General features: G+C 71.0%; 18 protein-coding genes. 2 read left to right on the plus strand and 16 right to left on the minus strand.

What is annotated here, in order from left to right:
- Positions 1-13 precede the first annotated feature (13 nt).
- The 7 genes from ACZ7GZ_RS20485 to ACZ7GZ_RS20515 all read right to left on the minus strand — a co-directional run bounded on the left by ACZ7GZ_RS20485 (position 14) and on the right by ACZ7GZ_RS20515 (position 8041).
- The gene (locus ACZ7GZ_RS20485) at positions 14-1114 is read right to left on the minus strand and encodes an Rv3169 family protein (RefSeq protein WP_471026028.1); all 1101 of its coding nucleotides are present in this window, start codon (positions 1112-1114) and stop codon (positions 14-16) included.
- A gap of 342 nt (positions 1115-1456) precedes the next feature.
- Positions 1457-2629: an acyl-CoA dehydrogenase family protein gene (locus tag ACZ7GZ_RS20490; protein ID WP_471026032.1), complete on the minus strand. Its 1173-nt coding sequence runs from the start codon at positions 2627-2629 to the stop codon at positions 1457-1459.
- Positions 2630-2813: 184 nt separating this feature from the next.
- The gene (locus ACZ7GZ_RS20495) at positions 2814-3527 is read right to left on the minus strand and encodes a TetR/AcrR family transcriptional regulator (protein WP_471026034.1); all 714 of its coding nucleotides are present in this window, start codon (positions 3525-3527) and stop codon (positions 2814-2816) included.
- 78 nt (positions 3528-3605) lie between these two features.
- Positions 3606-3746, minus strand: coding sequence for an SCO1431 family membrane protein (locus tag ACZ7GZ_RS20500; RefSeq protein ID WP_471026036.1), 141 nt, complete (start codon positions 3744-3746; stop codon positions 3606-3608).
- 106 nt (positions 3747-3852) lie between these two features.
- Positions 3853-5223 (minus strand): peptidase C39 family protein, encoded by a 1371-nt coding sequence (locus tag ACZ7GZ_RS20505; protein ID WP_471026039.1) that lies wholly within the window; start codon positions 5221-5223, stop codon positions 3853-3855.
- A 274-nt stretch (positions 5224-5497) separates the two neighbouring features.
- Positions 5498-7027, minus strand: coding sequence for an amino acid permease (locus tag ACZ7GZ_RS20510; protein ID WP_471026041.1), 1530 nt, complete (start codon positions 7025-7027; stop codon positions 5498-5500).
- 57 nt (positions 7028-7084) lie between these two features.
- Positions 7085-8041 carry a hypothetical protein gene (locus ACZ7GZ_RS20515; RefSeq protein WP_471026043.1) on the minus strand — a complete coding sequence of 319 codons (957 nt, stop codon included), beginning with the start codon at positions 8039-8041 and terminating at the stop codon, positions 7085-7087.
- A gap of 260 nt (positions 8042-8301) precedes the next feature.
- Between ACZ7GZ_RS20515 and ACZ7GZ_RS20520 the strand changes: the two genes are divergently transcribed.
- Together ACZ7GZ_RS20520 and ACZ7GZ_RS20525 are read left to right on the plus strand one after the other, a co-directional pair.
- Positions 8302-8922 carry a uridine kinase family protein gene (locus ACZ7GZ_RS20520; RefSeq protein ID WP_471026178.1) on the plus strand — a complete coding sequence of 207 codons (621 nt, stop codon included), beginning with the start codon at positions 8302-8304 and terminating at the stop codon, positions 8920-8922.
- Positions 8923-9350: 428 nt separating this feature from the next.
- Positions 9351-11213: an AAA family ATPase gene (locus ACZ7GZ_RS20525; RefSeq protein ID WP_471026044.1), complete on the plus strand. Its 1863-nt coding sequence runs from the start codon at positions 9351-9353 to the stop codon at positions 11211-11213.
- 81 nt (positions 11214-11294) lie between these two features.
- Here the strand turns inward: ACZ7GZ_RS20525 and ACZ7GZ_RS20530 are convergent, their stop codons facing one another.
- The 9 genes from ACZ7GZ_RS20530 to ACZ7GZ_RS20570 all read right to left on the minus strand — a co-directional run bounded on the left by ACZ7GZ_RS20530 (position 11295) and on the right by ACZ7GZ_RS20570 (position 18641).
- Positions 11295-12380 (minus strand): hemolysin family protein, encoded by a 1086-nt coding sequence (locus ACZ7GZ_RS20530; protein WP_471026045.1) that lies wholly within the window; start codon positions 12378-12380, stop codon positions 11295-11297.
- A complete protein-coding gene (locus ACZ7GZ_RS20535; RefSeq protein ID WP_471026046.1) occupies positions 12377-13711 on the minus strand; it encodes a hemolysin family protein in 1335 nt (444 codons plus the stop codon). Before ACZ7GZ_RS20535 ends, ACZ7GZ_RS20530 begins: the two co-directional genes overlap by 4 nt.
- 203 nt (positions 13712-13914) lie before the next feature.
- Complete coding sequence (locus tag ACZ7GZ_RS20540) at positions 13915-14370, minus strand: PH domain-containing protein (protein ID WP_471026048.1); 456 nt, start codon at positions 14368-14370, stop codon at positions 13915-13917.
- A 15-nt stretch (positions 14371-14385) separates the two neighbouring features.
- Positions 14386-15234 carry an ATP phosphoribosyltransferase gene (gene hisG, locus ACZ7GZ_RS20545; RefSeq protein ID WP_471026050.1) on the minus strand — a complete coding sequence of 283 codons (849 nt, stop codon included), beginning with the start codon at positions 15232-15234 and terminating at the stop codon, positions 14386-14388.
- Between the two features lie 55 nt (positions 15235-15289).
- Positions 15290-15562, minus strand: coding sequence for a phosphoribosyl-ATP diphosphatase (locus ACZ7GZ_RS20550; RefSeq protein ID WP_061930286.1), 273 nt, complete (start codon positions 15560-15562; stop codon positions 15290-15292).
- A gap of 33 nt (positions 15563-15595) precedes the next feature.
- A complete protein-coding gene (gene ribH, locus ACZ7GZ_RS20555) occupies positions 15596-16081 on the minus strand; it encodes a 6,7-dimethyl-8-ribityllumazine synthase (protein WP_363217187.1) in 486 nt (161 codons plus the stop codon).
- A gap of 27 nt (positions 16082-16108) precedes the next feature.
- Complete coding sequence (locus tag ACZ7GZ_RS20560) at positions 16109-17398, minus strand: bifunctional 3,4-dihydroxy-2-butanone-4-phosphate synthase/GTP cyclohydrolase II (RefSeq protein WP_471026052.1); 1290 nt, start codon at positions 17396-17398, stop codon at positions 16109-16111.
- Positions 17395-18036: a nicotinamide mononucleotide transporter family protein gene (locus ACZ7GZ_RS20565; RefSeq protein ID WP_471026055.1), complete on the minus strand. Its 642-nt coding sequence runs from the start codon at positions 18034-18036 to the stop codon at positions 17395-17397. The genes ACZ7GZ_RS20560 and ACZ7GZ_RS20565 overlap by 4 nt, the downstream gene beginning before the upstream one ends.
- A complete protein-coding gene (locus ACZ7GZ_RS20570; protein ID WP_471026056.1) occupies positions 18033-18641 on the minus strand; it encodes a riboflavin synthase in 609 nt (202 codons plus the stop codon). Before ACZ7GZ_RS20570 ends, ACZ7GZ_RS20565 begins: the two co-directional genes overlap by 4 nt.
- Positions 18642-18725 lie beyond the last annotated feature (84 nt).

Raw genomic sequence — 18725 nt, forward strand, 5'->3', positions numbered from 1 at the left:
GCGGGTTCCTCCCTCAGGACGCGACCGAGTCGAAGCCGGTGAAGCCGCTCGGGTCGTGCCGGCCGAACGAGCCGTGCTCGAAGATGCCGTAACCGGTGCGCCCGTCGAGCCGGAAGCGTGCCGCGTGGTCGGTGACGCCGTAGGCGGCCAGGGGGTGGGGCAGGGTCATGTCGTATGTACGGCGGTCGGTCCAGCCGGGGCCCCGCCAGGTCCCGTGCTGCCAGTCGTCCGCCGGCGGATAGCCCGCGCCGAGCGCGAGCGGCGAGGAGGCCAGGATCTCGGCGTCCAGCTTCCGCGGTCCCCGCGCGTCGCCGAGCCGGATGACCGCCCGTTGTGGATGGCGGGTGCCGGGGCGGTAGGTGATCTCGGCCTGCGGCCAGCCCAGTTGGCGGTCGCGGTGGCCGGGCCGGACGAGGGTCGCGTCGTTCAGGGAGCGGTAGCCGTCGGCGTCCTCCTGGGTGATGACCATCAGGAAGCGGTCCTCGAAGCGGACCGGGCACCAGATCCAGTGGAAGCCCTCGGTGGGGTGGTCGGCGGCGAGCCGCCCGCCGTCCTCGCCGGGCACTGGCCGCACCCCCCAGCTGCGGTCCCGGGTGCCGGTCCAGTCGTCGGCGGTGACCCGGAACTCCTCCGCACCGGCCCGGATCACGCCCTGAGCGGTACCCGCCTGGACGAAACGGCGGCCCTCCAGGGTGAGCCGGTCACCCCGGCGCTGCAGATGGTGCGGCTCCCAGAGGGCGGGGAAGGCGGCCGTCCAGGTCAGGTCGTACGACAGCCCCTCGTCCTCACAGATCAGGCGCAGCTCCTTCAGCGGGCGCGGGACCTCGATGCGCAGCGGACCGACGGCGAGCCGCATCCGGTCCTCCCCCAGGGCGTCGGAGGAGCGGACGGCGTGCAGGGTGTCCCCGGTGCGCAGGGTGGCGTAGGCGTCGATCACGCCCAGGTTGGGGTAGACGCCGAGGCCGAGGATGAGCAGGGCGCGCCCGGAGTGGTCGAAGACGTGGAAGATGCAGCGGTCGTATGCGTTGCGGTCGCCGGTCGACACGTGCTTCATGGACAGCGGCACCTGGTGCACCGGGTATTCGTCGAGCGGTACGGGACGGTCGTCGGCCACGGGCACCCCCTGAACGATGGTCGGCTGACGGTACGTCAGCCGACCGGAGGTGGCCAGAGGGGGAACCGGACGTGCCTGAACTGACGCGCGATACCGCCGGGCGGTGACCTGTCCGGCCGCTGCCGCGTTGCCCGGGTATGACCCCCACGTACACGGCCACCGGGCGTCAGCGCCGCATCTTCGTGCCCCGCCCCGCAGAATCGGTTCCGCCACCCTTGCCGCAGGACCCGCCCATCTACCGCGATCTCATGCGGGCCTGGGCCGACCGGGGCCGGACCCTGCCGGGCCGCCACGACCCGGAGTGGATCAGGCTGGCGGCTCCGACGGTCCGCACGGGCCAGTTCAGCGACCTTCGGGTCCCGCCACGTGACGGGCGATGACCATCCGCTGGATCTGGTTGGTGCCCTCGACGATCTGCAGGACCTTGGCCTCGCGCATGAAGCGCTCGGCCGGGAAGTCGGCGGTGTAGCCATAGCCGCCGAGTATCTGCACGGCGTCCGTGGTGACCTTCATGGCCGTGTCGGTGCAGTGCAGCTTGGCCATGGCGGCCTGCTTGGCGAACGGCCTGCCCGCGTCGCGCAGCCGGGCCGCCGCGAGGTAGAGCGCGCGGCCGGCCTCGATCTGGGTGGCCATGTCGGCGAGCATGAAGCGCAGGCCCTGGAAGTCGGCGATGGGACGGCCGAACTGCCGGCGCTGGGTGGCGTAGCCGACCGCCTCGTCCAGGGCGGCCTGGGCGAGGCCTATCGCGCAGGCGGCGATGCCGAGCCGCCCGGAGTCGAGGGCGGACAGGGCGATGGAGAAGCCCTGGCCCGCCTCGCCGATCCGGCGGTCGTCGCCGACCCGGACGCCGTCGAAGTGGACCTGGGCGGTGGGCGAGCCCTTCATGCCCATCTTCTTCTCGGGCACCGCCCCGCTCAGGCCCGGTGCGTCCCCGGGGACCAGGAAGGCGGTGATCCCGCGGGGGCCCTCCTCGCCGGTGCGGGCCATCACCGTGTAGAAGTCGGCGATGCCACCGTGCGTGATCCAGGCCTTGGTGCCGTTGATCACCCAGCCGTCGCCCTCCGGGACGGCCTTCGTCCGCAGCGACGCCGCGTCGGAACCGGCAGACGGCTCGGAGAGGCAGTAGGCGCCCAGCAGGCCGCCGCCCAGCATCGCGGGCAGATGCTCGACCTGCTGCTGCTTGGTGCCGTAGGCCGCGAGCCCGTAGCAGGCGAGCGTGTGCACGCTGACGCCGAGGCCCACGGTGAGCCGGGCCGCGGAGAGCTCTTCCAGGACCTGGAGGTAGACCTCGTAGGGCTGGTCGCCGCCGCCGTACTCGGAGTCGTAGGGCAGGCCGAGCAGGCCCGATTCGGACAGCAGGGTGAAGACCTCGCGCGGGAAGCGTCCGGTGTCCTCCTCCTCGGCCGCCTTTGGCGCGATCTCGCGCTGGGCGATGTCCCGGACGAGCGCGAGCAGATCCCGCGCCTCTTCCGTCGGCAGCTGACGCTCCACCGGCTGCGGATCGCGGTCGGACATGGCGTCGGTCTCCTCCCTGTTCGGGCACCGGCGGTCTGGCCCGTCGGGTGGGGGCGGCTCCGCCTGGTCGTTCCGTGGTGCCGCGGGCGCCCGCTCCCGGGTCTCGGAAGCTGCTGACCAGCGGCTGTGCGCAGTGAGTATGCCCGATCAGCGACCTCCAGTCACCAGTTAACGACCGCTTACTTCAAGATTCCGGCCGGAACCCCTCGCGGCACGGGTGGGACTCCCGTGTGCGCCCTGGTGGGTCGCCGTCGCGGCGGGCCGGCTGCGGGGCCGGGTACGCGGGGTCCAGCTCCTCGACGGCACGCAGGGCCCCGCCGAGCGTCTTCACCAGCAGCTCGCGCAGGGCGGCGCGGGACAGCTCGGGGCGGTCGATCCAGTCCAGGGTCGCGCCCTCGACGCCGCACACCCAGGAGAGCAGGCCCATCCGGGCCAGCGGTGCGATGTCGCTGCGGCCGTAGGCCCCTTCGGCGATGGTGGCGATGATGGCCTCGCGCACCCCGTCCCGGATCGCGTGCACCTCGGCGTCGAAGCCGACGCCGCCGCTGACGATGGTGCGGTAGGCGGCCTGGTGATGCTCGGCGTAGTGCAGATAGCCGTCGATGGTGCGGTGCACGCGGTCCACGGCGGGCCTGTCCAGGCCGCCCGCGGCGGAGGTGACCAGGTCGGCGACGGAGTCCTGGATGATCGCCAGGTAGTAGCCGCGCTTGGACTGGAAGTAGTAGTAGATCAGCCCCTTGGCGACATGCGCCTGGCGGGCGATGTCATCCATGGACAGCGCGTCGTAGGACGTGTCGGCGAACAACTTCCGCCCGATGGCGATGAGTTCGGCGCGACGCGCCACCGAGCGCTCGGTACCGTTCCCCCGGGGACGTACGGCGGCACGCTGCTGAGGCATATTCAATTTCGACCCTGGTCTGGGAGGTCGGTGGGACCTGCGCAGTATGTCAGAACATGCCGACCGCGTGCGGCTCGGTCAGAGCAGACCCAGCTGGGTCACGAGCATCGCGATCACCGCGACGAGGACCCAGCCCATGACGTGCTCGAGGATCTTCGGGCCGTCTTCCTGGGGGCCGCCGGTGCGGATGCGGGCGGCGGTGGCCGGGTGTGCGGTCATGGCTTCTCACAGAGGTCGGACGTACTGAGCGGAACCCCCCACCCATTTGTCCACCTTGCCACCCGCGACGGCGTTTGCGGCAGAGACGTTGCTCACAGGGGCCGGGTCAGCGCACGCCCACCGCCTCGAGCGCCTTGCGCTGGCGCGGGCTCGGGTGGGCCGGGAAGTAGAGGTAGCAGACCCCGCCGGTACCGGAGACGACCTTCCCTGCGGCGTTGTACCGCTTGGTCCTGAGCCAGATGTTCTCGAACTCCCGGCGCAGATAGACCCGCCGTACCGCGTCGTCGCTCGGCGAGGCCGGGTCGTTGGCGATCACGTCGCCGTCCGCCGTGAACCCGATCACGGTCATCAGATGGCCGGAGGTGCCGTAGCCGGCACCGGTCAGCTCCGTCTTCAGGAACGACTGTGACGTTATGGCCGGGATGCCGGCCGCGATCAGCGTCTCCAGGTCGGTCAGCGAGGCGAGGCGCGTGACCACGCTCTGCAGGTCCTTGAACGTGGCGGCGTAGGCCGCGTTGAACGGCCAGTTGCCGCAGCCCTCGTACTGGTAGTCGTAGGTGAAGCGGGCGGCGTGGTCGACCTGCGGATCGGCGTAGGAGGGATCGACCCAGGACAGCTGCCCGGGGGTGAGCCGGCCGCCCCAGTACTCGACGATCATCTGCGAGGAGGTGGGGCTGCACCAGGCCTCACCGCCGTTGTCGTACTCCGGATACTGGCCCTTGTGGATCTCCTGCGAGTAGCGCGGGACGGCCAGTTCCTGGGCCAGGCCGGGGGTGGAGGCGGGGACGGTGAACCGGTCGGGGATGTCGGAGCCCATGGCACCGAGCCGCCACACGGTGGGGGTCAGGCGCGTGCCGGGCTTGCGGTACAGGGTGAGGCGCAGCCGGTACGACGTCAGGCGCAGGCCGGTACTCGCGTCGTCGACGGCGAAGGTGTCGGTCCAGACGGTGCTCTTGCCGTCGGTCTGGTCATCCACCGAGGTCCGCTTGATGTCCTGGTCACCGGAGGCCCAGCGGCCCATCACGTACCAGGGGGTCGCGGTGCCGTCGGAGTACGTGCCCTGCAGTTCGACCTGGAGCCAGGTGCCGTCGGGGGTGTGCGCGTTCCACGAGGCGACGAGCTCGGTGGCGGGGACGGTGAGCCGGTGGACCGGGGCGGTCCAGGTGGCGTACTCCCAGGTGGCGGTGGTACCGGTGTGCGGGTCGGTGTAGTCGCTGCGGCCGGCGGGAGTGCCGATCACCACGCCGGGGCGGGGGCCGGCGACGGTCCGGACGCCCTGGGCGGCGCCGAGGCGCCACTCGCGGTACGTGGTCCAGGCGTGGTAGTCGACCGGGCGGGCCGGCGTCCGGCCGGGGCCGCCGGTATCGGCGGCGGGGCGCCGCGCGACGGCGGCGGCGGGGGCCGTTCCGCCGGCCACCGCTGCGGCGACGGCGGCGGTCAGGACGGTTCTGCGGGACGGCTGTCGGGCTCTGCTCATGGGCGCGATTACCCCCAGGTCTGCGGTGCGGTCGGGGCGGATCTGCCGCACGTGTGGGCCAACTATGGAGCAGCGGGCATGCCCCTGCCAGCACTTCGGCGCACGCAGCGGGATGAATATTGGTCTTGGCCAGTGGAGGTTTCTCCAGCGGCTGACCGGCCCCGCGGCTCTCCAAGGGGCGCGGGGACCTGCGCGACCGGCCCGCCACGGGCCGGCAGCCGCACAGGTCCCCGCGACCACCCGGGCTGTACGCCTCCTCGAACGGCGCTCGGCGTCAGACGAGATCCATCGCCGCGACCTCGTCGGGGCGGCCGTAGCTGATCGGGCCCTGGAAGCGGCGGCGGGCGGTGGCGAACCACCAGACCGTCGCCACGACGAGCACGGCCGCGAGCGCGACCGGCGCGTAGTTGAAGGTGTCGGCGGTGATGGGCGAGGCCTGCGGCAGCATGAACAGGACGCTGCTGAGCACGATCCAGATGACCGCGAGCCAGCCGACCGGCCGGCCCCAGCGGCCCAGGTGCCAGGGCCCCGGCTGGAACTCGCCGCCGAGCCGCAGCCGCAGGAAGATCGGCACGGCGTAGGCGAGGAAGAGACCGACCACGTTGACGCTGACGATGGCGGTGAAGGCGGTGTGGGACCACCAGCCGGGCACGACGAGGGCCGCCGAGCACACCACCGCGAGCCACACCGCCTTCACGGGCGTACGGGTGCGTGGCGAGACCGAGTGCCACCAGCGGGAGCCGGGCATGGCTCCGTCGCGGGAGAAGGCGAAGATCTGCCGGGTGTTGCTGGTGAGGTTGGCGAGACCGCAGAAGAGCATCGCGCCGATCACGATGAGGAGCATGACCTTGGCGGCGCCCAGTCCGAGGCCGTCGATGAGAATCTGGACCGGCGGTGCCCCGGAACCGGCCACCTTGGCGTAGTCGCCAATGCTGTAGACCAGTGCCAGCATCAGGATGAGACCGGTGATCGCCGAATAGCCGATGGCGCGGGTGATCCCTTTGGGCGCGTTGACCGTCGCGCGGACTGTTTCCTCGGACATGTGGAAGCTGCCGTCGAACCCGGTGAACGTCCAGCTGGTGACCAGCAGGCCGAGCATGCCTCCGTAAAGTCCGCTCGTGAAGCCGGTGTTGTTCTCGAAATGCGTCACGAACGACGCCGGCTGATGGTGATCGGGCATCACTATGAGTGCGCCCACGATCACCACGAGTCCGATCAGCAGCCACCACACGGAAATGCGGTTCAGTACGGCGACGAGCTGGACGGTGTAGGTGTTGGCGAGGCCCTGCACAACGATGATCAGGGCCGTGATCAGCACTGTCTGGTGCGCGGTCGGCCGGTAGGAGGGCCACTGCAGCTGGATGAAGGCCTGGATGAAGGTGGCGGCCGCATAGCCGGTGGCGGCGGTACCGCCGATCTGGCCGACGAAGTTCAGCCAGCCCGTGTACCAGGACCAGGCACCCTTGTGCCGCTTTGCAAGTTTACCGGCGGAGAAATACAGCGCGCCGCTCGTCGGATAGGCCGAGGCGACTTCCGCCATGGCCGCGCCGATGAGCAGCACCATGACGCAGACACCTGTCCAGCCGAACACGAGAACACGGGGGCCGCCCGCGTTCATACCGAATCCGAAGGACGAGAAAATACCCGAGAGGATATTGATGATGGTGAAGGAGATCGCGAAATTGTCGAACGCCTGGAAGCGCCGGGTGAGCTTCCGCGGATAACCCATCGCGTGCAGGGTCGCGTCGTCGTCGAGCACGACCGGGTCTTCGCCCGCGCGGGCCTTCGCCCGTGGAGTCGACATCCGTTCCGACACAGATCGGCCTTTCTCTCGATGGGGAGCAGGGACGAACGAACAGGGTCAGTCGGGTCGCGGGACGGGCAGGCCGCAGGTGCGGCGGGCCCGGGAGAGCTGTTCGGCGGGGTCGCCGAAGGCGCTCCAGGGCATGCGCGAGGCGTACGGGCCCATCGCCGTGAACACCGCCCGGGCCTCGAACTCACGCTGGGCCATCACGAGCGCATGTGCGAGGTAGGCCAGGTCGAGCACCGGTGTGAAGCGGTAACCCGCGACCGCCGGCAGCCAGTTGTGATAGATCGCCAGCGCGGTGGAACGCCACTGCGGCTGTTCCCAGACGCGGTCGGCCAGCAACTGGGTGGGGTTGTAGCTCTCCACCAGGGCCACCAGTGGCAGCAGCCGGAGGGCGGAGTCGGCGGGCGCCCGCTGGCTGAGGAAGGCGGCCACGTCCCAGGCCGCGTTGACCGAACCGCCGTAGCGCGTGAAGAAGCACGACAGGAAGCGGTGGTGGCCCTCGCGGTGCCAGGGGTCCAGGGACAGGATGTGCGCGAACAGCCGCCAGGGGCCGGGCGGGGCGGTGAGCAGACCCTGCGGGGCCGGGTCGCGCAGCCGGTGCAGCCGGGCCATGGCAAGCTTGGCGACCCAGGGCGTGGGGTCCTCGGGAGCCAGGACGGCGGCCCGGTCGCAGGCGGTCAGCGCGATCCGCTCCAGCGCCTCGGCGCGCTCGTCGCGCGCGTCGGCCGCCCGCAGCGCACGCTGCACCGCGACCCGGGCCCACATCAGCGCCGCCTCGGGCGTCGGCTCCTCGGCGAGCCAGCGCTCGACCAGGTCGGTGCCGGCCGCCTCGGAGGCGAGGACCAGCGAGCGGTGAGCGCGCAGGGCGAAGTCGGAACGCGTCTCGGCGAGGGCCTCGGACGCGTATCGATAACGTCCGGCGCGCACATCGACGCATACGCTCGCCAGGACGCGGTCGTCGGCCGCCGGATGCCACACATAGTGCCCTTCGAATAACTCCGCGGCCATGTCCCCCTGCCAGTACCGTACGACGCACACCGGTTGCGCTGGAGGCACCCTACTCAGCTACGGGCACACCCGGAACGCCGAATTCGACATATCGGTCAGGGGATTCGCGAATGTTTATCCGGGCCATTGACTGGCTGCCAGCCGATGATTCAAACCCCGACTTTTTCGAGGCGCGGCGGCCACGACGGTCCGGCCGCTATGGGCCGCTACTACACTGTTTCCGGAAAACCGCCCACACCGACCCACACCGGGGAACCACCATTCTCGACCTCGCCGCCCGGCTGCGCGGGCTTCCCCCGTCCCTCGGCCCGGTCCGGCTGATCGGCGTGGACGGGCACGCCGGCTCGGGAAAGTCCACCTTCGCCGGGCATCTGTCCGCCGCGCTCGGCGGTGCTCCGGTGCTGCACCTCGACGACATCGCCAGCCACGAGCAGCTCTTCGAGTGGACCGAGCGGGTCATGACCCAGGTGATCCAGCCACTCGCCCGCGGCGAGAGCGCGCACTACACGCCGTACGACTGGCGGGCCCGCACGTTCACCACGCCGCGCCCGCTGCCGGCGGCGCCCGTGGTCCTGGTCGAGGGGGTGGGGGCCGGGCGCCGGGCGCTGCGGCCGTACCTGGCCCTGCTGCTCTGGATGGAGCTGCCCCGGGAGGAGTCCTGGACGCGCGGCCGGCTGCGGGACGGGGTGGAGCAGCGGGAGTTCTGGGACGGCTGGGTGGCGGCGGAGCGCGCGCACTTCGCCGAAGACCCCTCGCGCCCCCATGCCGATCTCCTGGTACGGCAGACATCTGAGGGGTACGAGGTGCTGGCGGGGCCGGCGTCAACCCGTGGGCCCGACCAAAGCATGACCCAGAGTGACGGCCCGTCCGCGTTGTGGTGAAGCCGTGAAGACCCATCCGGACGAACTTCCCCGAAGGCCTCAACTCGGCTTGACCCGGGGGCCGTACAGGTCTTACGTTCTCAATGTGCGGCCGTTCGGAGCCGCTCACAGACGCGAAGCCCCCGGTTGTTCCCCCGTGATCGGGGGCTTCGTTCTGCCCGCGGACGCTTTGCGGGCTCCCGGCGCGCCGATCCGCTCACCCTCGGTCACGAAACCCCGTGCGCCCCGTCTGCTCCCACCTCGTCAAACGGCCTGCGCGGCACCCTTCGGCACCCGGTCTTCGCGCGGGTACGATGCCCTCGGGGCGACCTTCGCGGCTGCCTCGCACACTGGTAACTCCGGTCCGCGGCACGGCGGTTCGATGCGCGGCGTCCGTCGGGCGACTGCCCGGTGGTGAACCACGGGGGCACGGTCTGTGGGGGGACGGGATGGACTTCGGCACGCAGGGCCCCGAGGCCCCGGCCGACCTGGCCTGGCTGCGGGGGGTGGACGCCTACACGATGGGCGCATACCCCCAGGCGGAGGAGGAGTTCCGCACCGCGGTGCGGACGGACCCCGGGATGGCGGACGGCTGGCTCGGGCTGCACGCGCTCCGGGTCGACACGACGACCTCCCTGCTCAGGATGTTCCGGCACCGCGACCGCTTCGGCGAACAGCGCGCCCGGCACCGCCGGACCCTCAACTCCTGGTACTGGCTGGGCTGGTGGGTCCAGCCGGTACTGGAGAGCCCGCGTGATCTGCTGCTGGCGCACGCCTCGCACTGGCTGGACGGCCGGCACGTGCCCGAGCTGGACCGCGCCCTCGCCGGGCTGCCCCCGGTCGACACCGACCCCCAGGTCCGTTTCCTGCACGCCTGCCGCGCCTATCTGGTGAAGGACTGGGAGCAGCTGGTACGGCACACCGACCCGCTGCTGGACGACCCCATGCTCGGCATCGAGGCCGGTCTGTTCGGCGGCATGGCCCGGGTCCGGCTGGAGATGTACGGCCAGGCCGAACCGCTGCTGTCGGCGGCGCTGATGCGCTGCCGCAGTGAGCAGCCGCAGCGCAAGGAGCTGCGCTACTGGCTGGCCCGGGCGCACGAGGGGACGGGCCGCAGCGCCGCCGCGCTCCCCCTCTACCGGGCCGTGCACCGCGTGGACCCGGCGTTCATGGACACCTCGGCGCGGCTCGCGGCGATCGCCGAGGGCGACGGGTACGACGACACCGCCGGCCTCGCCGCGATCACCCTGACGGGTGCCGGACAGGACAGTGTGGACGGCCCGGACGGGTACGACCCGGTCTTCGGCACCGAGGGCCGTGATCTGCGGCTGCCGGAGCCGGACCTGCCGACGGGGCCCCTGCCGTCGGAGGCCGGTCGGACGGTGCGGGTGAAGACGGGTGTGCCGTCCTCGCCGGTCCCGGCCGGGCCGACCGATCCCGCCCTGCTCGAGGAGGCGCTCGCCGAGCTGGAGCGCATGGTGGGGCTGGAGCCGGTGAAACGCCAGGTCAAAGCGTTGTCGGCGCAGTTGAACATGGCCCGGCTGCGGGCCGGGCAGGGGCTGCCGGTACAGCCCCCGAAACGGCACTTCGTCTTCTCGGGGCCGTCGGGGACGGGGAAGACCACGGTGGCCCGGATCCTCGGCCGGGTCTTCTACGCCCTCGGGCTGCTCGGCGGTGACCACCTGGTCGAGGCCCAGCGGGCCGATCTGGTCGGCGAGTACCTCGGGCAGACGGCCGTGAAGGCCAACGAGCTGATCGACTCGGCGATCAGCGGGGTGCTGTTCGTGGACGAGGCGTACTCGCTGTCCAACTCGGGTTACGGCAAGGGGGACGCGTACGGCGACGAGGCCTTGCAGGTGCTGCTGAAGCGTGCCGAGGACAACCGGGACCATCTGGTGGTCATCCTCGCCGGCTATCCGGAGGGCATGGACCGGCTGCTGGCGGCGAACCCCGGGCTGTCGTCCCGCTTCACGACCCGCGTCGACTTCCCCTCCTACCGGCCGCAGGAACTCACCGAGATCGGCAAGGTGCTCGCTTCGGAGAACGGGGACGCGTGGGACGACGAGGCGCTGGAGGAGCTGCGCTCGATCGCCGGGCATGTGGTCGATCAGGGGTGGATCGACGAGTTGGGGAACGGGCGGTTCCTGCGGACTCTGTACGAGAAGAGCTGTGCGTACCGGGATCTGCGGTTGTCGACGTATGCGGGGTCGTTGTCGCGGGAGGACTTGGCGACGCTGCGGTTGCCCGACCTGATGCAGGCGTACGGGGAGGTGCTGTCGGGGCGGGGGCCGCATGACCCGTCGGGCATGTGAAGCGCCCCCAAGGGGCGTAGGGAACCGCGCGCTCAGCCACCACGCACCGGCAGCCGCGCAGCTCCCCCACCACCCGAGCTGCTAGGCGAGTGCTCCCTCCGGCTCTCCGCTCACCCTCGGCTCCGTCAGCCTCACATCCTGAGTCTCCCGGTGTGCCGGATCCCGCACCTCACCCACCAGCATCTCCAGGACGTCCTCCAGAGCCACCAGACCGAGCACCTTGCCGGAGGCGTCCGCCACCTGGGCCAAGTGCGTGGCCGCTCGGCGCATCACCGTCAGCGCGTCGTCGAGCGGCAGCTCCGCCCGCAGGGTCGTCATCGGGCGCCACACGTGCTGCGGCACCGCACGGTCGGAGTCCTCCAGGTCCAGGACATCCTTGACGTGGACGTACCCCATGAACGACCCCTTGTCCGACGCGGCGACCGGGAAGCGGGAGTACCCGGTGCGGGCCGTCAGCTCGACGATCCGTCCCGGAGTGATCGCCGGGTTCACCGTGACCAGGGACTCCCGGCGCAGCAGGACGTCCGTCACCGGGCGGGAGCCCAGTTCCAGCGCGTCCTCCAGGCGTTCCCGCTCCTCGGGGTCGAGCAGGCCCGCCTGGCCGGAGTCCTCCAGCAGGCGGTTGAGCTGCTCGCTGGTGACCACCGCCTCCACCTCGTCCTTGGGCTCGACCCGGAAGAGGCGCAGGACGGCCTGGGCGCAGGCGCCCAGGGACACCGTGATCGGCCTGCACAGACGGGCGAAGTAGACCAGGCCCGGGCTCAGCCAGAGCGCCGCCTTCTCGGGGGCCGCCATCGCCAGGTTCTTCGGCACCATCTCGCCGATGACCAGGTGGAAGAAGACCACCGCGGCCAACGCGAGCACATAGCCGAGCGGATGGATCACGCCGTCGGGCAGACGCACCGCCTCGAACACCGGTTCCAGTAGACGCGCCACCGTCGGCTCGGCCACCGCGCCCAGCGTCAGGGAGCAGACGGTGATGCCGAACTGCGCCGCGGCCATCATCTGCGGCAGCCTTTCCAGGCCGTACAGGACCTGGCGGGCCCGGGCGGTGCCGAGGGGTTCGATCTGGCTGCGGCGGACGGAGACCAGCGCGAACTCGGCGCCGACGAAGAAGCCGTTGGCGAGCACGAGCAGCGCGGCGAAGACCAGTTGGAGGACGCTCATCGGACGGCCTCCATCACGTTCACCGCCGGGACCGTCCTGACCAGGCGGACCCGTTCGGCGCGGTAGTGGCCGACCTGGCGGACCGAGAGCCGCCAGCCGGGCAGTTCGGCCCGGTCGCCGGGGGCCGGGATCCGGCCGAGCAGGTCGGCGACCAGTCCGGCGACCGTCTCGTACGGCCCCTCGGGCACGTCGAGGCCTATGCGCTGCAGGATGTCGACGCGGCAGCTGCCGTCGACGTCCCAGGCGGGCCTGCCGTCCTCGGGCGGGGCCGGGAGCAGTTCGGGCACGTCCTTGGCGTCGTGCTCGTCGCGGACCTCTCCGACGAGTTCCTCGACGATGTCCTCCAGCGTGACCACGCCGGCCGTGCCGCCGTACTCGTCGACGACGACCGCGATCGGCTGCTCGCTGCGCAGCCGCGCGAGGAGCGGCTGGACGGGCAGGGTCTCGGGGACGAGGAGGGCCTTGCGGGCGATACGGCTGACCGGGGTGCGCAGCCGGTCGTGCACGGGGACCGCGAGGGCGTCCTTGAGGTGGGCCATGCCGACGATCTCGTCGATCTTCTCCCGGTAGACGGGGAAGCGGGACAGGCCGGTGGCCCGGGTGAGGTTGACGACGTCCTCGGCGGTGGCCGTGTCCTGCAGGGCGCTGACCTTCACGCGCGGGGTAATGACGTGCTGCGCGGTCAGCTCGCCCAGGGACAGGGTACGCACGAACAGGTCGGCCGTGTCCTGTTCCAGGGCGCCGGCCTGGGCGGAGTGCCGGGCCAGGGAGACCAGTTCGCCCGGGGTGCGGGCGGAGGCCAGTTCGTCGGCGGGCTCGACGCCGAGCGCGCGCACCAGGCGGTTGGCGACCGTGTTGAGCGCGGCGATCACCGGGCGGAACAGCCGGGCGAAGTGGTGCTGCGGGCCGGCCACGAACCGCGCGACCTGCAGTGGCTTGGACACCGCCCAGTTCTTGGGCACGAGTTCGCCGATCACCATCTGGACCGCGGAGGCCAGCAGCATGCCGACGACCACGGCGACACCGGAGACGGCACCGCCCGGGATGCCGATCGCGGCGAACGGGCCGTGCAGCAGCTCGGCCAGCGCCGGTTCGGCGAGCATGCCGACGACCAGGGAGGTGATGGTGATGCCGAGCTGGGTGCCGGAAAGCTGGAAGGACAGCTCCTTGAGCGACTCCGCGACCCTGTGGGCCCGTCGGTCGCCCTCGGCGGCAGCCTTCTCGGCGTCCGTCGACTCGACGGTCACCAGGCCGAACTCCGCGGCCACGAAGAAGCCGTTGGCGAGGATCAGCAGGAAAGCCGCTCCGAGGAGCAGCAGGGGGGTGGTCACGCTGCCACCGCCTTCCCGGTATGTCGGGTCGGGGCGGCGCAGGTACTACAGGACGATCCGTCCATCGCTGGAGGGAGTCACTCCTCGGGTAGCAGGAACCCCTGTGCACCGGCTGGCACGCAGGGGCGGAGGCGCAGCGAAGAGGCCTCCCCCACCAGATTAATCAAGACAGGGGCCACTCGGGCAGGGTGGGCGCCCCCGAGTCAGCCCTGATCTTCGACCGGGTGGTCCGGGGAACGGGCTTCGGCGAGCGCCCGCAGGGCCTGTGCGTCGGCGATGGCGCGCTGCTTGGCGAGGCCCGGCTGGATGCCGAGCGCGGGCAGGCTGGTGCCGTCGCTGAGGTTGAGGAACACCCACGGGTCGCCCGGACGGAGGTTCACCTGAAGGATCTCCGCCCAGGCCAGGCGCCGCTTGCTGGCGATGTTCACCACGGTGACGCCGGACTCGTCGGCGACGACCCTCACCCGGGCGAGCTGGGCCAGCACCCAGAAGATCAGCGCTCCGGTGACGATGAAGCTGGCCCGCTCCCCCGGGCCGAGCCGCTCCAGCAGCAGGGCGACCCCGGAGATGGTCAGGAAGATCGCGACACCGGCGGTGAGCAGGATGGCCCGGGTGCGGCCTGGCCGGAAGGTGACGGGAAGGGAGGGAAGATCGGACATCGCGGTGCGTACCCCTTACAGGCGGCAGGCGTGGATGGCCGTGGTGAGGATGGCGCGGGCGCCGATGGCGTACAGGTCGTCCATGATCCGCTGCGCCTCCTTGGCGGGGACCATGGCGCGGACCGCGACCCAGCCCTCGTTGTGCAGCGGGGAGACGGTCGGGGACTCCAGCCCGGGGGTGAGCGCGACGGCCTTCTCCAGTTGTTCGACGCGGCAGTCGTAGTCCATCATCACGTACGTCCGGGCGACCAGGACGCCCTGGAGACGGCGCAGGAACTGCTGGACCTTCGGTTCCTCGCCGTTGGCGCCGGTGTGGCGGATGACGATCGCCTCGGACTTCATGATCGGCTCGCCGAAGACCTCCAGGCCCGCGTTGCGCAGGCTGGTGCCGGTCTCCACGACGTCGGCGATGACCTCGGCGACGCCCAGCTCGATGGCGGTCTCCACGGCTCCGTCCAGGTGGACGACGGAGGCGTCGACGCCGCTGTCCGCGAGGTGCCCCGCGACGATCCCCTCGTACGACGTGGCGACCGTCCTGCCCTTCAGGTCCTCGATGCCGTTCGCGGTGCCCGGCTTGGCGGCGAAGCGGAAGGTGGAGCGGGCGAAGCCGAGCGGCAGGATCTCCTCGGCGTCCGCGCCGGAGTCGATCAGCAGGTCGCGGCCGGTGATACCCAGGTCGAGGCGGCCGGAGGCGACGTAGATCGCGATGTCGCGGGGGCGGAGGTAGAAGAACTCGACCTCGTTCTCCGGGTCGACGATCCGCAGCTCCTTGGACTCGCGGCGCTGCTGGTAGCCGGCCTCATGCAGCATCTCCGCCGCAGGGCCGGACAGTGAACCCTTGTTGGGGACGGCGATGCGCAGCATGAGGTCGGCTTCCTTTGCTCGTTCTCTACGGGGCGGGGGTGTGCGCGGGTACGGCTCAGAGGTGGGCGTAGACGTCGTCCAGGGAGATCCCGCGGGCGACCATCATCACCTGGACGTGGTACAGCAGCTGCGAGATCTCCTCGGCGGCCGCCTCCCTGCCCTCGTACTCGGCGGCCATCCAGACCTCTGCGGCCTCTTCGACGACCTTCTTGCCGATGGCATGGACCCCCTTGCCGACCAGCTCTGCGGTGCGGGAGGTGGCGGGATCGCCGTGGGCGGCCTTGTGCTGGAGCTCGGTGAAGAGCTCCTCGAACGTCTTCTTGGACATGGTGGTCCCACCCTACGCGGTTCGGGCGGTACCTCAGTGCCAGGGTTCAGATACTGAGCGGAGCGTGGCCGCGGTCGCGACCGCGGCGGTCACCGCCTCGTGCCCCTTGTCCTCGTTCGAGCCCTCGATGCCGGCCCGGTCCAGGGCCTGCTCCTCGGTGTCGCAGGTGAGCACGCCGAAGCCGACGGGGACGCCGGTCTCGACGCTGACCTGGGTGAGGCCCTGGGTGACGCCCTGGCAGACGTAGTCGAAGTGGGGGGTGCCGCCGCGGATGACGACACCCAGGGCGACCACGGCGTCGTAGCCGCGCCCGGCCAGCACCTTGGCGGCGACCGGCAGTTCGAAGCTGCCGGGGACCCGGATCAGGGTCGGCTCGTCGATCCCGAGGTCGTGCAGGGCGCGCAGGGCGCCGTTCACCAGGCCGTCCATCACCTTCTCGTGCCACTGCGCCGCGATGACGGCGACCCTGAGGTCGCTCGCGTTGCGTACGGACAGTTCCGGTGCACCCTTGCCGCTCACGTCTCTCCTAAGTGCTTTCTCGCTTGCTTACTGGTTGCCGCAGGTGGACACGGCAGGTGTGTCCAGCCACGGCAGGTCGTGCCCCATCCGGTCCCGCTTGGTGCGCAGGTAGTGGAGGTTGTGCTCGCCCGCCTGCACGGGCATCGGCTCACGGCTGCTGACCTTGAGGCCGTGGCGCAGCAGTGCGTCGGTCTTCTCGGGGTTGTTGGTCATCAGGCGGACGCTGCGCACGCCGAGGTCGGCGAGGATCTGCGCACCGGCGCCGTAGTCGCGGGCGTCGGCGGGCAGCCCGAGTTCGAGATTGGCGTCCAGGGTGTCGCGGCCCCGCTCCTGAAGCTCGTACGCCCGCAGCTTGGAGAGCAGACCGATGCCGCGCCCTTCGTGGCCGCGCAGGTAGACCACCACGCCCCTGCCCTCGGCCTGGATCCGTTCGAGGGCGGCGTCCAGTTGGGGGCCGCAGTCGCAGCGCAGGGACGAGAAGACGTCCCCGGTGAGGCATTCGGAGTGGACGCGGACCAGGACGTCCTCGCCGGGGCCGATCTCGCCGTGCACGAGGGCGACGTGCTCGACGCCGTCCACGGTGGACCGGTAGCCGTAGGCGGTGAAGGTGCCGTGGGCGGTGGGCAGGCGGGTCTCGGCCTCGCGGCGGACGGTGGACTCGCTGCCGCGGCGGTAGGCGATCAGGTCCTCGATGGAGATGATCGACAGCCCGTGCTTGCGGGCGAACGGGATCAGCTCGGGCAGCCGCAGCATGTGGCCGTCCTCACCGGCGATCTCCACGATGGCACCGGCCGGGCGCAGCCCCGCGAGCCGGGCGAGGTCGACGGCGGCCTCGGTGTGGCCGTTGCGGACCAGGACGCCGCCGGGCTTGGCGCGCAGCGGGAAGACGTGGCCGGGGCGGACGAAGTCGGTGGGCTCGGCGGTGCCACTGGCCAGCAGCTGGAGCGTGGTGGCGCGGTCGGAGGCCGAGATGCCGGTGCTCACACCGTGGGCGGCGGAGGCGTCCACGGAGACGGTGAACGCGGTCTTCATCGACTCGGTGTTGTCCTGGACCATCTGCGGGAGCCGGAGCCGGTCGAGTTCCTCGGGCTCCATGGGGGCGCAGACGAGTCCCCGGCACTCGCTCATCATGAACGCGACGATCTCGGGGGTCGCGTGTTCGGCCGCGATGACGAGGTCGCCCTCGTTCTCCCGGTCCTCGTCGTCCACCACGACGACCGGGCGGCCGGCCGCGATGTCGGCGATGGCCTGCTCGACGGGGTCGAGCGTGAACTCCTCGAGGTCGGCGGTGTCGTACAGCAGCGGTGCCGAGGTCATGCCGGCGCTCCTTCCAGGACGGGCTGCGGGCTCCTGCGGGAGCGCAGCCACCAGTCGCGCATGCCCCACAGGACGAGTGCGCCGTAGATGACGTAGACGAAACCGGAGAAGGCGTAGCCGTTGGCGAAGTTGAGGGGTACGCCGACGAGGTCGACGAGCAGCCAGGCGATCCAGAACTCGACCATGCCCTTGGCCTGGGCGTACATGGCGACGATGGTGCCGACGAAGATGTAGGCGTCGGGCCAGGGGTCCCAGGACAGGGACGGGTAGGCCGTGAAGAGCAGGGCGACGGCGACCGTGCCGGCGGCGGCCGCGCCGAGCATCGCCGCGCGCTCGCGCCAGGTGGCGAACCGGGGGGCGATGTGGCCGTCCGCGGACCGGCCCCGGTCGCGCTGCCACTGCCACCAGCCGTACAGCGCGACGGCCATGACGACGGCCTGCTTGCCGGCGCTGCCGGTCAGGTGGCCGTAGAAGGCGGCGAAGAGGACGAGGCCGGAGAGGAACTGCACGGGCCAGGTCCACAGGGAGCGGCGCCAGCCGAGGGCGAGGGTGATCAGGCCGAGGATGTTGCCGACCATGTCCGACCAGATGATGTGCTGGCCGAAGAGGGTGAAGGCCTCGGAGTTCAGCCAGTTCACTTGGTGGCTCCCTGGGCGCGGTCGCCGAGGAGCCGCTCGACGTACTTGGCGATGACGTCGACCTCGAGGTTGACCGGGTCGCCGGGCTGCTTCACGCCGAGCGTGGTCAGGCCGAGGGTGGTCGGGATGAGGCTGACGGTGAAGTAGTCCGGGCCGGCCTCGACGACGGTGAGGCTGATGCCGTCGACGGTGATGGAACCCTTCTCGACGACGTAGCGGGAGAGGTCCGCCGGGAGCGAGATCCTGACGATCTCCCAGTTCTCGGAGGGAATGCGCGCGACCACCTCGCCGGTGCCGTCGACATGGCCCTGCACGATGTGCCCGCCGAGGCGCGTGCCGACGGCGGTGGGACGCTCGAGGTTGACGCGGGAGCCGACGGTGAGCGCGCCGAGGCTGGAACGCTTCAGGGTCTCCGCCATCACGTCGGCGGTGAACTCGTCGCCCTCGTGCTCCACGACGGTGAGACAGACCCCGTTCACGGCGATGGAGTCGCCGTGCTGTGCGCCCTCGGTCACGACGGGGCCACGGAGCCGGAAGCGGGAGGCGTCGCCGAGGTTCTCGACGGCGGTGACCTCACCCAGCTCTTCGACGATTCCGGTGAACACTTCCCGGGTCCTCCTGCCTCTTCGGGCACGGACTCCGGGGCCTGTCGATGACGACAGAATCTACGGGTGAGCACACACCGGGGC

The sequence above is a fragment of the Streptomyces sp. NPDC037288 genome, assembly GCF_055603265.1.